This window comes from Sphingomonas sp. RS6, from assembly GCF_054489705.1.
Window position 1 is genome coordinate 269,630 of sequence record NZ_JBTMWM010000004.1, and the last position, 17,524, is coordinate 287,153.

Below are 17,524 nucleotides of genomic sequence, written 5' to 3' on the forward strand. Positions count from 1 at the left end.
CCTCAACGATCGACCAGGAACATCGGGCTGGTGCCGGCGATATAGAGAAGCAGTTGCGCCCGCTTGCGCGCCTGGGCCTTGGGATCGGCGTCGGTGATCGCAAGCGCCGCTTTCTTCATCGCGGCGCGCTGGTCCTTGACGAGCGTGCGGCCGAACATCAGGCGATCGATCGCCTCGATCATCGCGTCGATGTTGTTGCCATAGGCTTCCCAGGTCGCCCAGACCGGCTTCGATCCGGAAGCGGGGCCAAGGCCCGTCGGCGGCTTGAACTCGGCACGCGACCCATCGCCTGCCACCGTCCAGTTCTGCACGAAATTGTGCAGGCGCAGCGTCGTGGAGCTGTTGAGCAGCTTGGATGCGGGGCTGAGCAGCGTCGCGCTGCCCGGCAGCGGATAGTCGATCGGATAGAAGTTGAACACGGAGGGCGCCCGCATCACCGGCTGCCCCAGGCTCGCATCCCGGTTGATAAAGGCATAGCCATCGGTCGTGAAGCCGATCGCACGCGCCAGCCCCGTCATCACCAGCACCGGCTCCTTGAGTTTGCCCGGCGTGCCGACCGGCGGGGTGCGCGCCTCGCTGTCGGTCAGGATCGCGCGGACCACCGCCTTCAGGTCGCCGCGAACGCCTTTGCCGTTATTGGCGAACACCGCCGCGACCCGGCCGACATAGGCGGGGCTGGGATTGGGCGTGACGAGATGGGCGATCAGGTGGCGCGCGACGAACGGCGCAGTCGAGGGGTTATTGAACGCCGCGCTGATGACGGCGTCGACGCTCGCCTGGGGGGAGGCGCCGCCGGGAACGACGGTGCCGAGAAAGCGCTTCTCGCCGCTGTCATACCGCGCCGGAACCGGGACCATCGGCTTCGCATAGTCGCGCGCGCGGCCATCGGTTATCGGTGCGCCGCCGACCCGCGCATAGGTCCACCCGGTAAGCGCGCGGGAGACGCCGCGAATGTCGTCGGGCCCATAATTGGGGATCGCCGCGCCGGTCGAATCGCGCTTGATCGTGCCGTCCATGTTCAACTGGTTCGGCCCCATCGAAAACAGCTGGAGCAGTTCGCGCGCATAGTTTTCCGACGGTGCGGCGGCGCTGCTGTCCGCCATGTCGAGATAGCTGCCCATATAGCCGTTCAGCGTCGCCGCAGAGAGGATGGTGCGGAAATTGCCGAACGCATTGGTCAGGAAAATCTGGTTGAGCGCTGCGAGGCCCGCCGCCGACCGGACATCCTGTTCGGACGCGACGATCATCTGACCGAGCGCGAACGCCACGCGCTGGCGAAGCTGATCAGGCGCGCTGATCGCGTCCGCGTAGAACCGCATTGCGACAAGGGTGCGGCTGAAGTGACGCAGGCTGCAATTGGAATCGCCGCTGGGGCAGACGTCGCTGCGGACGCCCTTCGCCAGATCGGCATAGGTGCTGCCGCCGGCCGCGAACTGCTCGTTCAGCCAACCGTCGACGCCTAGCTTCTCGATCCGAGCGACCAGCGCCGTCGTCGGGCCGAAGCTAGCCTGCTTGGCGAGGCGAACAGCGTCGTCCCCCGCGGTTGTAGGCGCGACCGCCATGCTGGTCGACATCGTGACGATGCCTTGCGCGCTCGCCGTTGCGTCCGCACCGGCGACGCTGCCGTCGCCGCCGTCACATCCGGCAAGCATGGTCGAAGCGGCGATCGTCGCGCCGAACGCGACCGCCCTGAACGTCGCGCCGAACGCGACAGCCCTGAATATCCGTGTCAAAGCGATTTCCCCACCGGCGCGTTTGCCGCGCTGCAACGAACCCATAGAAGCAGCGAAGCATCAGGGAAATGGCGGTGGACCTGCGTCCGATGACGTCAAAGTGCTTGGAGTCCAGCAAACGTAGGGATCGAAACGCTATAGAAACAAAAATTGGCGCGACCGGTCGTTCAAAAATTGCGGCCTATGTCTGAAGCATTCTTCCAGCGGGGTGGCCGCAAGCAACTGGTCAGCGCGAAGAAGCCCGCAAGAAAAAGGGCGGCCCGTTGCCGGACCGCCCCTTGTTCGCTGCAATTGCCGAGGCTTAGCGCTTCGAGAACTGGAAGCTGCGGCGGGCCTTCGCCTTGCCGTACTTCTTGCGCTCGACGCTGCGGCTGTCGCGGGTCAGGAAGCCTGCAGCCTTCACCGGGGCGCGCAGCACCGGCTCATATTTGGTCAGTGCCTGCGAGATGCCGTGCTTGACGGCGCCCGCCTGACCCGAAAGGCCACCGCCCTTGACGGTGCAGATCACGTCATACTGGCCCTCACGCTCGGCGACACCGAACGGCTGGTTGATGACGAGACGCAGCGTCGGACGCGCGAAATAGGTTTCCTGATCGCGACCGTTGATCGTGATCTTGCCGGTGCCCGGCTTCAGCCACACGCGGGCCACGGCGTCCTTGCGGCGACCGGTAGCATAGGCGCGGCCATATTTGTCCAGCTCCTGCGCACGCAGCGGCGTGGTCGGCGCGGCCGGCTCGACGCGAGCGGCTTCGCTCTGTCCTTCGGCTGCAGCGGGGGCCTGGGTGGCGGCGGGAGCGGCGGCCTGCGGGTTCAGCGCGGCGCCGAGATCGGAAAGCGACTGGCGGTTGTCAGACATTATGCACCCACCTTGTTCTTGCGGCTCATGCCGGCGATGTCGAGCGGCTGGGGGTTCTGGGCTTCGTGCGGATGCTCCGAACCCGAGAAGATGCGGAGGTTGCGCATCTGCTGACGGCCGAGCGGGCCGCGCGGGATCATGCGCTCAACGGCCTTCTCCAGCACGCGCTCCGGGAAGCGGCCTTCGAGAACCTTGGCAGCGGTGACGCCCTTGATGCCGCCCGCATAGCCGGTGTGCTTGTAGTACACCTTCTGCGCCAGCTTCTTGCCGGTGAAGCGGATCTTGTCCGCGTTGATGACGATGACATTGTCACCGCAATCGACATGCGGGGTGAAGCTGGTCTTGTGCTTGCCGCGAAGCACGTTGGCGATCACCACCGCCGCACGACCGACGACGAGCCCTTCGGCGTCGACGATGTGCCACTTCTTTTCCACCTCGGCCGGCTTGGCCGACTTGGTGGTCTTCATCAGCGCCTTCATGGCCTGTGACCTTTCGCGTATGAAATGCAGACGCGCCGCCGTTGCCGGCAGCGCGGTTGGTTGCTCTCTGATGATTTGGTTGCCGAAAGTCAAGCAAAAGCGCGTGTCAGCGGACGGGTAAAATAATACCTGTCTTCTAGGGGCGGGCGATCGAGGCCATGCGCGACACCCGTATCGTCGTGGTTCGCGTGGCGGTTTCGGTGCCAAGCCGGGTATGTGTCGTCTCGCTGGCAAAGCGGATCAGCCCGGTTGCGGGATCGAATTGTCGTTCGCGCTTGATCTCCACGGTCGCGCCGGCGCCGCTAGGTGCTGACGACGCCTGTGTCGTGCTTTTCACCATGCCGTCTGCGGTGGTCTCCAGCGTTCGCGTGCCCGTCATCGCAATCTCGCCGCCGCCAAGCGGCGAGCGCGCGGTGAAGCGGATCTCGGTACCACCCAGCGGTTGGCCGGCATCCTCCGCCGCCAGCGAGGCGATTAGCGAGGCGAGCAGGGATCGCTGCGTCTCTGCGGGCAACGCGCGCAACGCCGTCGTGATCGCGCTGCTCCGCGCATCCGTGGCGTTTCCGCCGACGCCGCTGCACAGTTTGTCCCACACCGCCGCCTGCGCGTCGATCGCGATCACCGCGCCCGTCGCGTCGAGGTGAAAGACGATCGGCGTGCCGATCAGCGCGGCAAAGCCGGCCTGGTAGATCGCACCTGCCGGGCCTGCCGCGGCTTCGCCCGTCGCCGCGATCAGCGTCACCTCGGCGCGATAGCCGGCCTCTTCGCGGCCATAGCGGACGCGGCGTTCGAGGCGGAATTGAAGCGGCGTCGTGCCGTTGTCGACCCGTTCGGTGACGACGAGCAGCGGTGTGTCGAGCGGCGGCGCGAACATGGCGGCGGCGGGCTGCATCAGCATGGCCGCGAACGCCCACATCAGGCGGTCTCGCCTTGGATCCAGCGCGCGACGGCTTCGCCGGCTTCCGCCGGCCAGCTTTCGATCACCGGCAGCTCATAGCTGTGCAGCGCGGCCAGCCGTTCGCGCAGGCGGCGTGCCAGCGCCGGGCGAGTCTTGAACAGCGCCGGTACCTCCTCGGCGCGCTCGATCGCTTCCTGCCAGCGGAAGATCGACGTGCAGGTCGGCAGGATGTTCACACAGGCGGCCAGCCGTTCCGCGAGAATGGTCTGGGCGACCTGCTCCGCTTCGTCGCGGCTCCCGAAGGTGACGTACAGCAGCGCGAGGTCGTTCACCGGGATCGTCCGAGCGTATGGGCGCCCCAGACGGTGGCGCAGACGAGCAGCGCGCCGGTCAGTTGATGGGCAGCAGCGAGCGCGATGTTCATGCCGCTCATCACCGTCGCGATCCCGAGTAGGATCTGCGTGCCGAATGCCGTGTGGATGGCCAGCGATGCGGGACGCGAATGGGCGGCACGCGCCTTGCGGGCGAGGACGACCAGCACCGCCACGACCACCCACGCCCACCAGCGGTGGATGAAATGGACGATCGCCGGATCGTACAGCGCCGCATGCAGCGGGCCTTCGCCGAGCTGGCTGACGCCAGGGAAGAACTGGCCGTTCATCAGTGGCCACTGGTTGGTGACGAGGCCGGCGTCGAGCCCGGCCACGAGCGCACCATAATAAAGCTGGACGGCCAGGACGAGCAGCGCGACGATACCCCAGCCTGCCAGACGCGCCGGACGCGACGCTGCGCTGGTGGCGAGCATCCGCAGGTCCAGCGCGGTCCAGATGATGCCGCCCAGCGTGAACAGCGCCGTCATCAGATGCGCGGCAAGCCAGAAATGGCTCACCGAGGTGCGGGTGTGGCTGAGGCCGGACTTGACCATCCACCAGCCGAACGCGCCCTGGAGCCCGCCGAGCGCCAGCAGCGCGACGAGCCGCCATCCATAGCCCTGGGGAATGCGCCGCCGGACCGCGAACCAGATGAGCGGCGCCGCAAAGGCCAGCCCGATCAGCCGCCCGAGCAGCCGGTGGACATATTCCCAGAAGAAGATCGCCTTGAACCCGGCGAGCGTCATGCCCTGGTTGAGCTGCTGATATTGGCCGATCTGCTTGTAGTGATCGAACTCGGCCTGCCACTGCGCGTCGTTCAGCGGCGGCAGGATGCCGGAAATCGGCTTCCACTCGGTGATCGAAAGCCCCGATTCGGTAAGCCGCGTGATGCCGCCCACCACGACCATCAGCACGATCATGGCGGCGACGACGAACAGCCAGTTGGCCAGGGCGCGCGGGCGCGCGGTCATCGGGAGGAGAGTCATCTGGAGCACCTGACCAGTCTAGGCGCTGGGCGAAGCCGGCGCTAGCCGCTTCCGCCTGGCCTTTCGGGAAGGGACGGGGGCGGGCGGCGCTTCATCGCGATGTCGATCAGAGTCTCCAGCCGGATTACCCGTTCGCGTGTCTCGATCGAATGCCGGCGTGCCTCCTCAGCGGTGCTGAGTGCCTGTTCCACCTTGTGCTGGAGAAGCGTGACCTGCTGGAGCGCACGTAACGCGTCGGTCCAGAAGCTCATGTGCGCGCCCAGCCCGACAGGGCGGTGGAAAGCGCGTCCCAGTCGATCGACAAGTCGGCCAGCAATTGTTCGCGGACTTGGGCACGATAGGCCTCCTCGTCGAACTCGGCGGCGGCGGTGCGCGCGGCTTCGAGCTGGGCAAAGGCCGTTTCGGTGCGCGCATTGGCCGCTTCGAGCTGGCCGAGCAAGTCACGCATCAGCGCCATTTCGGCAGGTGTCGGCTCGGTATAGCGCTCCGCCGCGGTGCGCATGAAATCGCTGACGGTCATGTCTGCGGCTTCCGCATTGGCGGAAATACGCCGTTTCTCCTCGGGCGATACCAGCACCACGACGCGGCTGGAGCGAGTCTCGGGAAGCTGGGTTGCCATGCACATGTACATATCATGTGCATATTGGAGGTTCAAGGTAAGGGGCGATGCAATTCCTCCCCGGAACGGGGAGGGGGACCGCCGCCAAAGGCGGTGGTGGAGGGGGCTCTCCACGCCGGACGCCGTTACCTTGCACCCCTCCGCGGAGCCACGCCCTGCTCCCGCTCCCGCACAGGTAGGGGGCCAGACGCTACGCCCGCGCCCCGTCGGCCAGCTCCGCCTCGTTGTAGCGCAGCGCCTTCAGCACCGTATCGACGATATGCGCGGCGTTCAGCCCGGCCTCGTCATACTGTTTTTCCGGCTTGTCCTGATCCTGGAACATGTCCGGCAGGCGCATCGTGCGCAGTTTGAGCCCGGCGTCGATCAGCCCGGTGTCGCTGGCCAGCGTCAGCACGTGCGCGCCGAGCCCCCCGATCGCGCCTTCCTCGATCGTCACCGCCACCTCGTGCGTGGTGAGCAGCCGGCGGATCAGCTCCTCGTCGAGCGGCTTGGCGAAGCGCAGATCGGCGACGGTGGTCGAAAGCCCCTTGGCCTCGAGCGTGTCGGCCGCCTTCAGCGCCTCGGCCAGGCGCGTGCCGAGCGACAGGATCGCCACCTTCTTGCCCTCGCGGACCACGCGGCCTTTGCCGATTTCGAGCAGCTCGGGAACCTTGGGCAGCGCCAGGCCCACGCCGTTGCCGCGCGGATAGCGGAGCGCGATCGGCCCGCTGTCGTGCATCGCGGCGGTGTGCGTCATGTGGACGAGTTCGACTTCGTCCGCCGCCGCCATCACGACGAAATTGGGCAGGCTGGCGAGATAGGTCACGTCGAAGCTGCCCGCATGCGTCGCGCCATCGGCGCCGACCAGCCCGGCGCGATCGATCGCGAAGCGCACCGGCAGGTTCTGGATCGCGACGTCATGGACCACCTGGTCATAGGCGCGCTGGAGGAAGGTCGAATAGATCGCGCAGAACGGCCGCATCCCCTGTGCCGCAAGGCCCGCAGCAAAGGTGACGGCGTGCTGCTCGGCAATGCCGACGTCGAAACAGCGTTCGGGGAACGCCGCCTGGAACTTGTCGAGCCCGGTGCCGGATGGCATCGCCGCCGTGATTGCGCACACCTTCGCATCGCGCTGCGCCTCGGCGAGCAGGGCGTCGGCGAACACCTTGGTGTAAGCGGGCGGGCCCGGCGGTGCCTTGTCCTGCGTGCCGGTGATAACGTCGAACTTCTGCACGCCGTGATATTTGTCGGCGGCGTTCTCGGCGGGGGCATAGCCCTTGCCCTTCTTGGTCACGACATGAACCAGCACCGGGCCTTCCTTCGCGTCGCGCACATTTTCGAGCACCGGGATCAGATGCTCGAGATTATGGCCGTCGATCGGCCCGACATAATAGAAGCCGAGTTCCTCGAACAACGTGCCGCCGGTCGCCATGCCGCGCGCGAATTCCTCGGCCTTGCCGGCGGCCGCCGTCAGCCGGCGCGAGACGCGGCGGGTGAGCCGCTTGGCCAGGTTGCGCAGGCCCAGATATTCGGACGAGGAGATCAGCCGCGCCAGATAGGCGGAAAGCCCGCCCACCGGCGGCGCGATCGACATGTCGTTGTCGTTCAGGATGACGACCAGGCGGTTGCCCGCCGCCTCGGCATTGTTCATCGCCTCATAGGCCATGCCGGCGCTCATCGCCCCGTCGCCGATCACCGCGATCGCCTTGCCGGGCGATCCGCTCAGCTTGTTGGCCGTCGCGAATCCGAGCGCCGCCGAGATCGAGGTGGACGAATGCGCCGCGCCGAACGGATCATATTCGCTCTCGCTCCGCTTGGTGAAGCCGGAAAGGCCGCCGCCCTGGCGAATCGTGCGGATCCGGTCGCGCCGGCCGGTCAGGATCTTGTGCGGATAGCATTGGTGGCCGACGTCCCAGATCAGCCGGTCCGCGGGCGTGTCGAACACATAATGGATCGCGACCGTAAGCTCGACCACGCCGAGCCCGGAGCCGAGATGCCCCCCCGTCACGCCGACGGCGCTGATCGTTTCCGCGCGCAGCTCGTCGGCGAGCTGGCGCAGCTGGGTGGGTTCCAGGGTGCGAAGGTCCTGCGGCGTCTCGATCGTGTCGAGCAGCGGCGTCTTGGGTAGATCGGACATAGCTTCTGTTAACGCACTGTTACGCGCAAGTCGAACGGTCAAATTCGGCCGAAGCGATGCGATCTGGGAATTCAGCCCGTCTTCACTGGCAGTTGCCGCACTTCCCGCGCACCTCGATCACCGGCCGCTCGGGCGCGAAGCCCGACTTTTCGGCAGTGAGCCGCACCGTGCGCGTGATGCTGTCGTCATCGACATGCGTCGTCTGGCCGCAGGAGTCGCAGACGAGGAAGATGCAGTCGTGCAGGCAATCGGGATGCGCGTTCGCCACATAGGCATTGGCGCTTTCGACCCGGCGGGCAAGATTGGCGCCGACGAACAGGTCGAGGATGCGGTACACGCTGTTGGCTGCAACGCGACGCCCCTCGCGCTTCGAAACGGCGTCGGCGATGTCATAGGCCGAGGCCGGCTTGTCGAACGCCGCCAGCGCCTCGAACACGCGCTCGCGCATCGCGGTCCATTGCTCGCCGGATCGTTCCAGCGTGGTCTGCGCGGCGCGGGTGAGGTCGTCACCGTGATGTTCGTGATGCGAATGCCCGGACATGTGCTGGATTTAGGCGCTGGCAGGCGTCACGGCAAGCGCCGGCCGCCCGTCGCGTTCAATGCGCGGCACGACGATTGAGGTCATGGCCGAGCGCGACCAGCGAGACGCCGACGAGCGTCCAGAAGGTCTCGAAGCTGCCATGCGGGATCGAAAGCGCCCCGGCCATGATCCCCAGCCCGAACGCCCCGACGATCGCCGGCGCCATATAGCCATGAACCAGAATGCCGCGCCCGAGCGCGAACACGCCGAACCCGATCGCGAGCGCGAGGCCGACTTCGTGGATGTGCGGATCGAGCAGGCCGCCGGCAGTCGATACCAGCGCCAGCAGCACCGTCGTCGCGATGCAGTGTACCAGGCACAGGCCGCTGATCCCGATCGCGATGCGATCGAAATAGCTGTCGACACCTGCCCAGTAACGGCTCCACGAAAGACTCAGCGCCATCGCCGGCATATAAGCGCATCTTCGGGCTGGTACAACATATCATCGCAGGTCTTCGTACCGTCAGAGACCCCTTGAGAATTCGGCGGCCCAATCGAATTTCCAAACGGTCTCTCAGCGCGGCCATGCGATTCGCAACAGGGCGAGGCCGCGGAGGACATCGGTGCATCACGCCAAAATGGGGGAAAGCATTCGCCGGCAAGGCGCGAGTTGGGGCGTAGGCCGGATGACGCTCTAGGGCACGTCACCCGGCCACGCCCACCGATAATAATATAGGCGACAGCGCCCTATTTTACCAGCGGACTTACGGCGATTCCTGCGTTTCTCGCGCCTCATTCGGTCGTTTCGCTTGCAGATAGCGCGCCTGTGCTGCGTCGGTGGCGCTGATCGCCAGCAATGATCTTGCCTCTGCCGTCGAATGGATGCCGCCGTTCCGGTGCGAAGCGGCGTCGAGCACGCGATTGAGCAGGCGCTGCCCGTCCTTCCACCACCCGATGTCGCTCGCCGCGTTCAGATGGCCTTGCGGGCCTGCGTCAATGAACAGGCTGCCCCAGCCTCGGGCGAGTTCGGCGGCGCGCGCGATCCCGATCCACGGGTCGTCGCTGCTGGCCACCAGGATCGAGGGGAACGGCAGCTGTGCCATCGGCGTCGGGCGAAACGCCTGGAGTTCGGCGGTAACGCCGCTGCGGTCGACATCGGGCGGCGCGACGAGCAGCGCCCCCGCCACTGGCGCGCCGAACGGCTGTCCCGACAATGCCGCCCACCATGCCACGGCAAGGCAGCCCAGGCTGTGCGCGGCAAGCACCACCGGCGCCTGCACGCCGCGAATCGCCTGATCGAGCCTTGTCACCCAGGCGTTGCGATGCGGCGCATCCCACATGCCGAGTTCGACGCGGCGCGTGTCGGGCCGCGCTTCCTCCCACAGGGTTTGCCAGTGCGACGGGCCAGAGCCGCCAAGGCCGGGAACCGTCAGGATGACTGGCGAGCGATCGTCGATCGGCGAAAACATCGTCATGGAGACACTCCATGCAAGGCCTGTTGGTGCTTCTGATTTAATCTATATCTCATGAGTATGAAATAGTCCTGCGATCAGGCGAGGGGCGGTTGCGCCGGGCCGAACGCCGCGCCTAAAGGGGGCGCATGGCAAAGCTGCGCGCCGATCAGTTGCTCGTCGAACGGGGTCTGGCCGAAAGCCGTACCCGGGCGCAGGCGCTTATCATGGCGGGCCTGGTGTTCGTGGGCGAGCGCAAGGTCGACAAGCCGGGGCAAAGCGTGGCCGAAGACGCGGCGATGATCGTGCGGGGGCGCGATCACCCCTGGGTGTCGCGCGGCGGCATCAAGCTGGCGCATGCGCTCGATCATTTCGAATGGGACATCGCCGGGGCGGTGGCGATCGACGTCGGCTCGTCAACCGGCGGCTTCACCGACGTGATGCTCAGCCGCGGTGCCGCCCGCGTCTATGCGGTCGACAGCGGGACGAACCAGCTTGCCTGGAAGCTGCGGCAGGACCCGCGCGTCATCGTCCATGAACAGACCAGCGCCCGCGTGCTCACCGCCGCCCATATCCCCGAGCCGGTCGATCTGATCGTGTGCGATGCCAGCTTCATCGGGCTGGCCAAGGTGCTGGACGTGCCGCTCGGCTTCGCGGCGCTCGGCGCGCGGCTGGCAGCGCTGATCAAGCCACAGTTCGAAGCCGGTCGGGATGAGGTGGGGAAGGGCGGCGTCGTCCGCGATCCTGCGGTTCATGCGCGCGTCTGTGACGAGGTCGCCGCCTGGTTGGCGGGGCGCGGCTGGACCGTGCTCGGGATCACGCCCAGCCCGATTACCGGGCCGGAGGGCAATGTCGAATTTCTCATTGCGGGGCAGCGCGCCGACTGAGCCACTTGTCAGTGGCGTCGGCAAGGTTAGTCTGCCGCTAACCATTCGGGTTGTTCGGCATCATGCCGCACCGGAGTCGATCGGCGCGGAGGGGAGGGCGCTTGCGCCCGCCGCGTCTGTCGTGCCGGTGATTTGGGGGGGAGCATCGGCGTGAATGAAATTGCGTCCAGGGGCCAGCTTTGGCAGGCCTATCTGCGTTGGTCGTTGGTAACCGTTCCGTTCGTCCTGCTGCTCGGGCTCGCTTCTGCCCGGTTCGCGCCCGGGGGCGATGAAAATGCCTGGTTCGTCGCGCTGCAAAAGCCCGCGATCATGCCGCCGGGGATCGCCTTCCCGATCGTCTGGTCGATCCTCTATGTCCTGATGGGGCTGGCGCTGGCTACGGTGGTCAACGCGCGCGGCGCCCGCGGGCGGCCGGCGGCGCTGCTGCTCTTCTTCGTCCAACTGGCGATGAATCTCGCCTGGCCGCCGCTGTTCTTCGGCTTTCACCAGATCACGGCGGCGCTATGGCTGATCGCCGGGCTGTTCGTCATGGTGCTGCTCACCACGATCGCCTTTGCACGCATCCGCACTGCCGCCGGGGCGCTGCTGCTCCCCTATCTGCTGTGGATAGGCTTTGCCGGCGTCTTGCTATATCAGGTACATGCGCTCAATCCCGATGCCGACGCGGTTGCGTCGGGGCGGTCGAATGCCCAAATCGAGATTCATTAGCCCTTTCAGTGAGTGAGACGAAATGCAGACCGACAATCGACTGTTCGACGATTTGGTGAAAATCGTGAACGGAGCGGCCGGCACCTTCGCCGGGATGGCGCGCGAGACCGAGGCGACGGCTCGCGAGCGCGCCCGCGAATGGATCGGCGGCCTGGATTTCGTCAGCCGTGACGAGTTCGAGGCGGTGAAGGCGATGGCCGCTGCGGCGCGCGACGAGGCCGACGCGCTGAAGACCCGGCTTGCCGAACTGGAGGCCCGCCTGGCGGCGGCGCCTGCCGAGGCCAAGCCGCGCGCGAAGAAGCCGCAGGGCGACGCGTGAGGGCAGTTGTCCGCCGCTTGTCCACAGCTTTTCGACAGGGTTTCGCACCGCGCGCTTGTGCGCCGCAACCCCGATTGGCAGGAGCATGGCTTGCCAGTGGGTCGGTGGGGAGGTCTTGATGCTCGATGAGGCGGAGTTCGAGCGCGACGCTGCCGCGCCCATCGACATGCTCGAAAGCTATTATGCCGCGCATGGCTGGAGCTTTCAGCGCGAAGACGATGAAATCGTCGTCAAGGTGAAGGGCAGCTGGACGCAATATGAGCTTCGCGGCATCTGGCGCGAGGACGATGGCGTCCTTCAGTTCCTGGCGTTTCCCGACATCCGCGTGCCCGATGAACGGCGCGGCCTGCTGTACGAAACGGTCGGGCTGGTCAACGAACAGCTGTGGATCGGCCATTTCGAGCTTTGGTCGTCGAGCGGCATCCTGCTGTATCGCCACGCCACGCTGATCGATGGCGAGGAAGGCGCGGCCCTCACGCTGCCGCAGACCGAATTGCTGGTCGAAAGCGCGATCGACGAGTGCGAGCGTTTCTATCCGGTGTTCCAGTTCGTGCTGTGGGGCGGCAAGTCGCCCGCCGACGCGCTTGCCTCGGCGCTGATCGAAACCCAGGGCGAAGCCTGAACCGGTGAGCGTGCCACAAGGGCATATCTGGCTGGTCGGATGCGGCAATATGGGCGGCGCGATGCTGCGCCGCTGGGTCGCCGCCGGGATCGAGCCTGGCCGGATCACGGTGATCGATCCGGGCAATCCGGTCGTGCCCGATGACGTGCAACTGCTGGCCTCGCCGCCCGATGGGCCGGCACCGGACATCGTCGTGCTCGCGGTGAAGCCTCAGCTTCTGGATGACGTCGCCGAATTGATGGCACCCCGGATTTCCGGTGCGCCGTTGCTGGTGTCAGTGCTGGCTGGCGTCGAGGTTGCCGCGCTTGCCGCGCGCTTCCGCGTCGACGCGGTGGTCCGCGCGATGCCGAACCTGCCGGTGGCGATCGGCAAGGGCGTGGTCGCGCTGCATTCGCCGAGCGACGATGCCGCCATCCGCGGCACCGCGCAGGCGCTGATGGCGCCGCTCGGGCTGGTCGAGTGGATCGACGGCGAGCCGCTTCTCGACATCGTCACCGCGCTAGCCGGCTGCGGCCCGGGCTTCGTTTTCCGCTTCATCGATGCGATCGCCGATGCGGGCGTCGCGCTCGGGCTTTCGGCGGATCAGGCACAAAGGCTCGCCGTCGCGACGGTCGAGGGATCGGCGTTGCTGGCGGCGCAGTCGGACGAAAGCGCTGCGGTGCTCGCCGATCGGGTGGCGAGCCCCGGCGGCTCGACGCGCGAGGGGCTGAATGTGCTCGATCGCGACGACGCGTTGAAGGCGCTGCTGCGCGCAACGCTGGCCGCATCGGCGCGGCGCAATGCCGAGATGGCCGCCAACGCGCGCAAATAGCGCATTATCCTCGATCGATCGGGAACGCGGCGCACCGCCGGCGGTTCTTGCCACAACCGATGATCGATGGAGGCACCGATGGCTACCACGGCAGAACGCGACACCAAGGGTCGTTTCAAGAGCAATGGCAAGAACGGCAAGGAAAGCGGGGGCAGCAGCTTTGGCGTGATCGCCGGCGCGGCGGCCGGCGGCGCGGCGCTGGGCCTGCTGGCAATGCTCGGCCGCAAGGCTGCGGTTCAGGCGCCCAGCACCTTTGCCGGCGGCTGGGACGAAGCACTGGCGGCGGAGCACCGGATGGTGCTCAAGAGCTTCGACACGCTGGAAGCGACCGACGACAAGGCCGTCATTCGCCGCAACATGCTGCTCGCGCACATCAAGCATGCGCTGGTGAAGCACGCGATCGAGGAAGAAAATGTGATCTACCCGGCGCTCAGGGAATCGGGCCGCCAGCAGCAGGCCGACGAACTGAATGCCGAGCATGGCTATGTGAAGCAGTTCCTCTACGAGCTTGAGAACATGCCGAGCACATCGCCCGAATGGATGGCGAAGGTCCGCGAATTCCGCACCGCGCTCGAAAAGCATATCCGCGAGGAGGAGGACGAACTCTTCCCCGCGCTCCGCGCCGAACTCAGCGAAGAGAAGAACAAGGCGCTGACGCTCGCGATGAACAAGGAAGGCTTCAAGGTCGCCTGAGCCGGGCTCGGGCGCGCCGGCGCTACCGCCCCAATGCGGCGATGGTGGCGCGCTCTTCCTCGGGCACCAGCCCTTCCAGGACTGCCCAGAATCCCCCGACAGCTCCCTGGCCGGCGCTCGAATAGGCGCCGGCCATTTTTTCGCGCAACGCCTCGAACAATTCGGTCTCCAGCGCGCTGCCGGCCTCGGTGAGCCGCAAGAGGCGCTGCCGCCGATCCTGCGTGCCCGCGCGCGTTTCCACCAGGCCGCGCTCGGACAGGTCCGTCAGCACGCGGCCCAGCGACTGTTTGGTAATTGCCAGCAGCGACAGCAGGCCGCTCACCGTCAGGTCGGGTTTGCGCGCGATGAAATAGAGCGCCCGGTGATGCGCCCGCCCCAGTCCCCGCCGCGCCAGATCGGCATCGATCGATCGGGTCAGGTGCGAATAGCCGAAATAAAGCATTTCGATCCCACGCCGGATCTCGGGCTCGCGCAGGAACAGCGGGGAGGCGGGAATTGGGGCAGCCATGTTGACCGTTTCTGCCACCGCGCCTAGGTCTGCGCAACCCGATCTACCCAGCCACCGAAAGACCCGACCGATGGACGACGCGACGACCCTGGCCTTCGAATTCGACGCGCATCCCAGCCCGCGTTCGGCCGACGATCGGGGGGCGATCCTGGCCAATCTAGGGTTCGGCAAGAGCTTTACCGATCATATGGCCGTGGTGCGCTACTCGGCGGAGAAGGGCTGGCATGACGCGCGGATTCAGCCCTATGCGCCGCTCCAGATCGATCCCGCCTGCGCCGTGCTCCATTATGCGCAGGAGATTTTCGAGGGGCTGAAGGCCTATCGCCTGCCCGATGGCGGTGCCGGGCTGTTCCGGCCGGCGGAAAATGCGCGGCGCTTCCGCGAATCGGCCGAGCGGATGGCGATGCCGCCGCTGCCGGAGGCGCTGTTCCTCGAATCGATCCGCGCGCTGGTCCGTGCCGATCGCGACTGGATTCCCGAAGCTGAAGGCGCGTCGCTCTATCTGCGCCCGTTCATGTTCGCCAGCGAGACGTTTCTCGGCGTGCGGCCCGCGAACGAATATCGCTATCTCGTTATCGCATCCCCGGCCGGTGCCTATTTCAAGGGCGGCGCGCCGTCGGTCACCTTGTGGGTGTCGGATCACTATACGCGCGCGGCGCCGGGCGGCACCGGGGCGGCCAAGTGCGGCGGCAACTATGCGGCCAGCCTGATCGCCCAGGCCGAAGCGACGCGCCAGGGCTGCGACCAGGTGGTGTTCCTCGACGCGGTCGAGAACCGCTATGTCGAGGAACTGGGGGGCATGAACGTCTTCTTCGTGATGGACGACGGATCGGTGATCACCCCGCCGCTCGGCGGAACGATCCTGCCCGGCATCACGCGCGAGTCGCTGATCACGCTTGCGCGCGGCGCGGGCGTGACGGTGCGCGAGGATCGCTATTCGATCGACCAGTGGCGCGCGGATGCCGCCAGCGGTCGCCTGCGCGAGGCGTTCGCATGTGGCACCGCCGCGGTGGTCACGCCGATCGGCGCGGTGCGCGGCCAGGGCTATGCATTCCAGATCGGCAATGGCGGCCCGGGGCTTCTCACCACCCGGCTGCGCGAGCAGCTCGTCTCGATCCAGCGCGGCGAGGCGCCCGATGCAAATGGCTGGCTTGAACGTCTGTTCTGAGGCTCTATAAGCCCGCTTCCCGTTGGGGCGTCGCCAAGTGGTAAGGCAGCGGCTTTTGGTGCCGCCATTCGCAGGTTCGAATCCTGCCGCCCCAGCCAGCCTTCCCTGAGCTCCCTGTCGATGCCGTCTCGCGCGCCGGTCGCTCCTAGCGGGCGTCTGAGGGCGAACGGCTCGCGAGGCTTATTTGGCGAGGTTCAGCATTCCACGACGTTGACCGCCAGCCCGCCCAGGCTCGTCTCCTTGTATTTGGAGCGCATGTCGCGGCCGGTCTGGCGCATCGTTTCGATCACCGCGTCGAGCGAGACCTTGTGCGATCCGTCGCCGTGAAGGGCCAGCATCGCGGCGTTGATCGCCTTCACCGCGCCCATCGTGTTTCGCTCGATACAGGGAATCTGGACGAGCCCGCCGATCGGATCGCAGGTGAGGCCCAGATTATGCTCCATGCCGATCTCGGCGGCGTTCTCGATCTGCGCGTTGCTGCCGCCCAGCGCGGCGGCGAGCCCCGCTGCCGCCATCGAGCAGGCGACGCCCACTTCGCCCTGGCAGCCCATCTCGGCCGCCGAGATCGACGCCTGGCGCTTGTAGAGAATGCCGATCGCCGCAGCGGTAAGCAGCAGGCGGCGGGCGCCTTCCTTCGTCGCGCTGCCGACGAAGCATTCGTAGTAGCGCAGCACCGCCGGGATCACCCCCGCAGCACCGTTGGTGGGCGCGGTGACGACGCGGCCGCCGGCGGCATTTTCCTCGTTCACCGCCAGCGCCCACAGGCTGACCCATTCGAGCACCGAGGCGGGCTCGACACGGGGGCCGCGTGCCACCAGCTTCTGGTGCAGCTTGCGCGCGCGGCGGGGCACCTCCAGCCCACCGGGCAGAATGCCGTCCTGCGCCATGCCACGATCGATGCAGGCGTTCATCGCGGCGTGAATGTCATCGACAAAGGCGAGCGTCTCGGCATCGGCGCGCCAGCCACGTTCGTTCGCGAGCATCAGCCCGGCAATGTCTAGCCCGAGTTCGTCGCAGCGCGCCAGCATTTCGCGCGCGCTCGCGAAGGGATGGTTGGTGCCGGCGGAAAGGCCCGCCGCCGCTTCCTCGCCCTCACGCCGGATCGCGCCGCCGCCCACCGAGTAATAGACCCGCTCCAGTACTGCGCCGTCGATCAATGTCGCGCGCAGCTTCATGCCGTTGGGGTGGCCGGGCAGGAACTGGCGCTTGCGGAACTTGATATCGACGTGCGGATCGAAGCCCACCGAGGCAGTGCCGTTCAACAGGATGCGTCGCTCGGCGGCGATCGTCGCCAGCATCGGCTCGACCGCATCGGGATCGACACCCTCAGGCCGCTCACCCGCCAGCCCCAGCACCACGGCGCAATCGGTCGCGTGGCCCTTGCCGGTCAGTGCCAGCGAACCGAACAGCTCGCAGCACAGCTTGGTGACCTCCCGGCCATCGGCTGCCACCCAAAGGGCAAAGTCGCGGGCCGCGCGCATCGGCCCCACGGTATGCGAACTCGACGGTCCGATGCCGATGGTGAACACGTCGGTGATGCTGATCGGCCCTGCATTCGGCCCGACGCTAGTAGTCGCCACGGGAACCCGTCTCCTGAAACGTCGCGGGCCCCTTCTGTCCGTTTGCCTGAGATCGCTATCCCGTCGGCGGGCGCTCGGGGCGCCACTCTCCAGAATGTGGTCGTGCGGAAGGTCCTTTTGCCTGAGAGTTTCCGGGGCGGTTGCTCCTTCGGCGATCCGGCTGCCCGGATTCTCTCCCATTCCGACGCGCGGATGTTTC

Annotated in this window: 22 protein-coding genes, 1 tRNA gene and 1 riboswitch; of the genes, 9 read left to right on the forward strand and 14 right to left on the reverse strand. The window is 66.7% G+C overall.

The genetic code is table 11. The features are described 5' to 3' along the window. Positions 1–2: 2 nt before the first annotated feature. Entirely contained in the window at positions 3–1,574 is a 1,572-nt protein-coding gene (locus ACX40Y_RS10590) for a DUF1800 domain-containing protein (RefSeq protein ID WP_459119514.1), read from the reverse strand. Between ACX40Y_RS10590 and ACX40Y_RS10595 the strand changes: the two genes are divergently transcribed. After that, a complete protein-coding gene (locus tag ACX40Y_RS10595; RefSeq protein ID WP_459119515.1) occupies positions 1,561–1,857 on the forward strand; it encodes a hypothetical protein in 297 nt (98 codons plus the stop codon). The two genes, ACX40Y_RS10590 and ACX40Y_RS10595, sit on opposite strands and share 14 nt — an antisense overlap. A 177-nt stretch (positions 1,858–2,034) precedes the next feature. On the opposite strand, the gene rpsI is transcribed toward ACX40Y_RS10595, so the two are convergent. The 11 genes from rpsI to ACX40Y_RS10650 all read right to left on the reverse strand — a co-directional run bounded on the left by rpsI (position 2,035) and on the right by ACX40Y_RS10650 (position 10,053). Beyond that, complete coding sequence (gene rpsI / locus ACX40Y_RS10600) at positions 2,035–2,589, reverse strand: 30S ribosomal protein S9 (RefSeq protein WP_459119516.1); 555 nt, start codon at positions 2,587–2,589, stop codon at positions 2,035–2,037. Beyond that, on the reverse strand, positions 2,589–3,068 hold the full coding sequence (gene rplM / locus ACX40Y_RS10605) for a 50S ribosomal protein L13 (protein ID WP_459119517.1): 480 nt from the start codon (positions 3,066–3,068) through the stop codon (positions 2,589–2,591). The genes rpsI and rplM overlap by 1 nt, the downstream gene beginning before the upstream one ends. Before the next feature lie 136 nt (positions 3,069–3,204). Further along, complete coding sequence (locus tag ACX40Y_RS10610) at positions 3,205–3,984, reverse strand: hypothetical protein (protein WP_459119518.1); 780 nt, start codon at positions 3,982–3,984, stop codon at positions 3,205–3,207. Beyond that, a complete protein-coding gene (gene cutA / locus ACX40Y_RS10615) occupies positions 3,984–4,298 on the reverse strand; it encodes a divalent-cation tolerance protein CutA (RefSeq protein WP_459119519.1) in 315 nt (104 codons plus the stop codon). The genes ACX40Y_RS10610 and cutA overlap by 1 nt, the downstream gene beginning before the upstream one ends. Then, on the reverse strand, positions 4,295–5,323 hold the full coding sequence (locus ACX40Y_RS10620; protein ID WP_459119520.1) for a COX15/CtaA family protein: 1,029 nt from the start codon (positions 5,321–5,323) through the stop codon (positions 4,295–4,297). The genes cutA and ACX40Y_RS10620 overlap by 4 nt, the downstream gene beginning before the upstream one ends. Positions 5,324–5,364: 41 nt before the next feature. Next, positions 5,365–5,574, reverse strand: a complete 210-nt coding sequence (locus tag ACX40Y_RS10625) for a hypothetical protein (protein ID WP_459119521.1) — start codon at positions 5,572–5,574, stop codon at positions 5,365–5,367. Continuing rightward, complete coding sequence (locus ACX40Y_RS10630; protein WP_459119522.1) at positions 5,571–5,942, reverse strand: plasmid mobilization protein; 372 nt, start codon at positions 5,940–5,942, stop codon at positions 5,571–5,573. Before ACX40Y_RS10630 ends, ACX40Y_RS10625 begins: the two co-directional genes overlap by 4 nt. A 190-nt stretch (positions 5,943–6,132) precedes the next feature. Further along, positions 6,133–8,058, reverse strand: a complete 1,926-nt coding sequence (gene dxs, locus ACX40Y_RS10635; RefSeq protein ID WP_459119523.1) for a 1-deoxy-D-xylulose-5-phosphate synthase — start codon at positions 8,056–8,058, stop codon at positions 6,133–6,135. 82 nt (positions 8,059–8,140) lie between these two features. Then, the gene (locus tag ACX40Y_RS10640; protein ID WP_459119524.1) at positions 8,141–8,599 is read right to left on the reverse strand and encodes a Fur family transcriptional regulator; all 459 of its coding nucleotides are present in this window, start codon (positions 8,597–8,599) and stop codon (positions 8,141–8,143) included. A gap of 55 nt (positions 8,600–8,654) precedes the next feature. Next, positions 8,655–9,041 carry a MerC domain-containing protein gene (locus tag ACX40Y_RS10645; RefSeq protein WP_459119525.1) on the reverse strand — a complete coding sequence of 129 codons (387 nt, stop codon included), beginning with the start codon at positions 9,039–9,041 and terminating at the stop codon, positions 8,655–8,657. A gap of 301 nt (positions 9,042–9,342) precedes the next feature. Continuing rightward, positions 9,343–10,053, reverse strand: coding sequence for an RBBP9/YdeN family alpha/beta hydrolase (locus ACX40Y_RS10650; protein WP_459119526.1), 711 nt, complete (start codon positions 10,051–10,053; stop codon positions 9,343–9,345). Between the two features lie 125 nt (positions 10,054–10,178). On the opposite strand from ACX40Y_RS10650, the gene ACX40Y_RS10655 reads away from it, so the two are divergent. The 6 genes from ACX40Y_RS10655 (at position 10,179) to ACX40Y_RS10680 (ending at position 14,069) form a co-directional block, all read left to right on the forward strand. Then, complete coding sequence (locus ACX40Y_RS10655) at positions 10,179–10,916, forward strand: TlyA family RNA methyltransferase (RefSeq protein WP_459119527.1); 738 nt, start codon at positions 10,179–10,181, stop codon at positions 10,914–10,916. A gap of 150 nt (positions 10,917–11,066) precedes the next feature. After that, entirely contained in the window at positions 11,067–11,624 is a 558-nt protein-coding gene (locus ACX40Y_RS10660) for a TspO/MBR family protein (protein WP_459119528.1), read from the forward strand. 22 nt (positions 11,625–11,646) lie between these two features. Further along, the gene (locus ACX40Y_RS10665; RefSeq protein WP_459119529.1) at positions 11,647–11,943 is read left to right on the forward strand and encodes an accessory factor UbiK family protein; all 297 of its coding nucleotides are present in this window, start codon (positions 11,647–11,649) and stop codon (positions 11,941–11,943) included. Between the two features lie 118 nt (positions 11,944–12,061). Beyond that, positions 12,062–12,565: a type III secretion system chaperone family protein gene (locus ACX40Y_RS10670; protein WP_459119530.1), complete on the forward strand. Its 504-nt coding sequence runs from the start codon at positions 12,062–12,064 to the stop codon at positions 12,563–12,565. 10 nt (positions 12,566–12,575) lie between these two features. Further along, positions 12,576–13,376, forward strand: a complete 801-nt coding sequence (gene proC, locus ACX40Y_RS10675) for a pyrroline-5-carboxylate reductase (protein ID WP_459119560.1) — start codon at positions 12,576–12,578, stop codon at positions 13,374–13,376. Positions 13,377–13,454: 78 nt separating this feature from the next. After that, positions 13,455–14,069: a hemerythrin domain-containing protein gene (locus ACX40Y_RS10680; protein WP_459119531.1), complete on the forward strand. Its 615-nt coding sequence runs from the start codon at positions 13,455–13,457 to the stop codon at positions 14,067–14,069. 22 nt (positions 14,070–14,091) lie between these two features. Here the strand turns inward: ACX40Y_RS10680 and ACX40Y_RS10685 are convergent, their stop codons facing one another. Beyond that, positions 14,092–14,577 carry a MarR family winged helix-turn-helix transcriptional regulator gene (locus ACX40Y_RS10685; RefSeq protein ID WP_459119532.1) on the reverse strand — a complete coding sequence of 162 codons (486 nt, stop codon included), beginning with the start codon at positions 14,575–14,577 and terminating at the stop codon, positions 14,092–14,094. A 70-nt stretch (positions 14,578–14,647) separates the two neighbouring features. On the opposite strand from ACX40Y_RS10685, the gene ACX40Y_RS10690 reads away from it, so the two are divergent. Together ACX40Y_RS10690 and ACX40Y_RS10695 are read left to right on the forward strand one after the other, a co-directional pair. Beyond that, the gene (locus ACX40Y_RS10690) at positions 14,648–15,745 is read left to right on the forward strand and encodes a branched-chain amino acid aminotransferase (protein ID WP_459119533.1); all 1,098 of its coding nucleotides are present in this window, start codon (positions 14,648–14,650) and stop codon (positions 15,743–15,745) included. Positions 15,746–15,768: 23 nt separating this feature from the next. Further along, positions 15,769–15,843: transfer RNA gene (locus tag ACX40Y_RS10695), tRNA-Gln, on the forward strand. A 96-nt stretch (positions 15,844–15,939) separates the two neighbouring features. On the opposite strand, the gene ACX40Y_RS10700 is transcribed toward ACX40Y_RS10695, so the two are convergent. Next, complete coding sequence (locus ACX40Y_RS10700) at positions 15,940–17,325, reverse strand: L-serine ammonia-lyase (protein WP_459119534.1); 1,386 nt, start codon at positions 17,323–17,325, stop codon at positions 15,940–15,942. Between the two features lie 100 nt (positions 17,326–17,425). Then, positions 17,426–17,514: riboswitch (glycine riboswitch) on the reverse strand. Positions 17,515–17,524 lie beyond the last annotated feature (10 nt).

What these genes read in the sequence shown, in the direction of transcription:
- ACX40Y_RS10595 (WP_459119515.1), top strand. Translation starts at nt 1,561, where the DNA reads ATGCTGGTCGACATCGTGACGATGCCTTGCGCGCTCGCCGTTGCGTCC.
- ACX40Y_RS10590 (WP_459119514.1), bottom strand. Translation starts at nt 1,574, where the DNA reads ATGTCGACCAGCATGGCGGTCGCGCCTACAACCGCGGGGGACGACGCT.
- rpsI (WP_459119516.1), bottom strand. Translation starts at nt 2,589, where the DNA reads ATGTCTGACAACCGCCAGTCGCTTTCCGATCTCGGCGCCGCGCTGAAC.
- rplM (WP_459119517.1), bottom strand. Translation starts at nt 3,068, where the DNA reads ATGAAGGCGCTGATGAAGACCACCAAGTCGGCCAAGCCGGCCGAGGTG.
- ACX40Y_RS10610 (WP_459119518.1), bottom strand. Translation starts at nt 3,984, where the DNA reads ATGTGGGCGTTCGCGGCCATGCTGATGCAGCCCGCCGCCGCCATGTTC.
- ACX40Y_RS10620 (WP_459119520.1), bottom strand. Translation starts at nt 5,323, where the DNA reads ATGACTCTCCTCCCGATGACCGCGCGCCCGCGCGCCCTGGCCAACTGG.
- ACX40Y_RS10625 (WP_459119521.1), bottom strand. Translation starts at nt 5,574, where the DNA reads ATGAGCTTCTGGACCGACGCGTTACGTGCGCTCCAGCAGGTCACGCTT.
- ACX40Y_RS10630 (WP_459119522.1), bottom strand. Translation starts at nt 5,942, where the DNA reads ATGGCAACCCAGCTTCCCGAGACTCGCTCCAGCCGCGTCGTGGTGCTG.
- dxs (WP_459119523.1), bottom strand. Translation starts at nt 8,058, where the DNA reads ATGTCCGATCTACCCAAGACGCCGCTGCTCGACACGATCGAGACGCCG.
- ACX40Y_RS10640 (WP_459119524.1), bottom strand. Translation starts at nt 8,599, where the DNA reads ATGTCCGGGCATTCGCATCACGAACATCACGGTGACGACCTCACCCGC.
- ACX40Y_RS10645 (WP_459119525.1), bottom strand. Translation starts at nt 9,041, where the DNA reads ATGGCGCTGAGTCTTTCGTGGAGCCGTTACTGGGCAGGTGTCGACAGC.
- ACX40Y_RS10650 (WP_459119526.1), bottom strand. Translation starts at nt 10,053, where the DNA reads ATGACGATGTTTTCGCCGATCGACGATCGCTCGCCAGTCATCCTGACG.
- ACX40Y_RS10655 (WP_459119527.1), top strand. Translation starts at nt 10,179, where the DNA reads ATGGCAAAGCTGCGCGCCGATCAGTTGCTCGTCGAACGGGGTCTGGCC.
- ACX40Y_RS10665 (WP_459119529.1), top strand. Translation starts at nt 11,647, where the DNA reads ATGCAGACCGACAATCGACTGTTCGACGATTTGGTGAAAATCGTGAAC.
- ACX40Y_RS10670 (WP_459119530.1), top strand. Translation starts at nt 12,062, where the DNA reads ATGCTCGATGAGGCGGAGTTCGAGCGCGACGCTGCCGCGCCCATCGAC.
- ACX40Y_RS10680 (WP_459119531.1), top strand. Translation starts at nt 13,455, where the DNA reads ATGGCTACCACGGCAGAACGCGACACCAAGGGTCGTTTCAAGAGCAAT.
- ACX40Y_RS10685 (WP_459119532.1), bottom strand. Translation starts at nt 14,577, where the DNA reads ATGGCTGCCCCAATTCCCGCCTCCCCGCTGTTCCTGCGCGAGCCCGAG.
- ACX40Y_RS10690 (WP_459119533.1), top strand. Translation starts at nt 14,648, where the DNA reads ATGGACGACGCGACGACCCTGGCCTTCGAATTCGACGCGCATCCCAGC.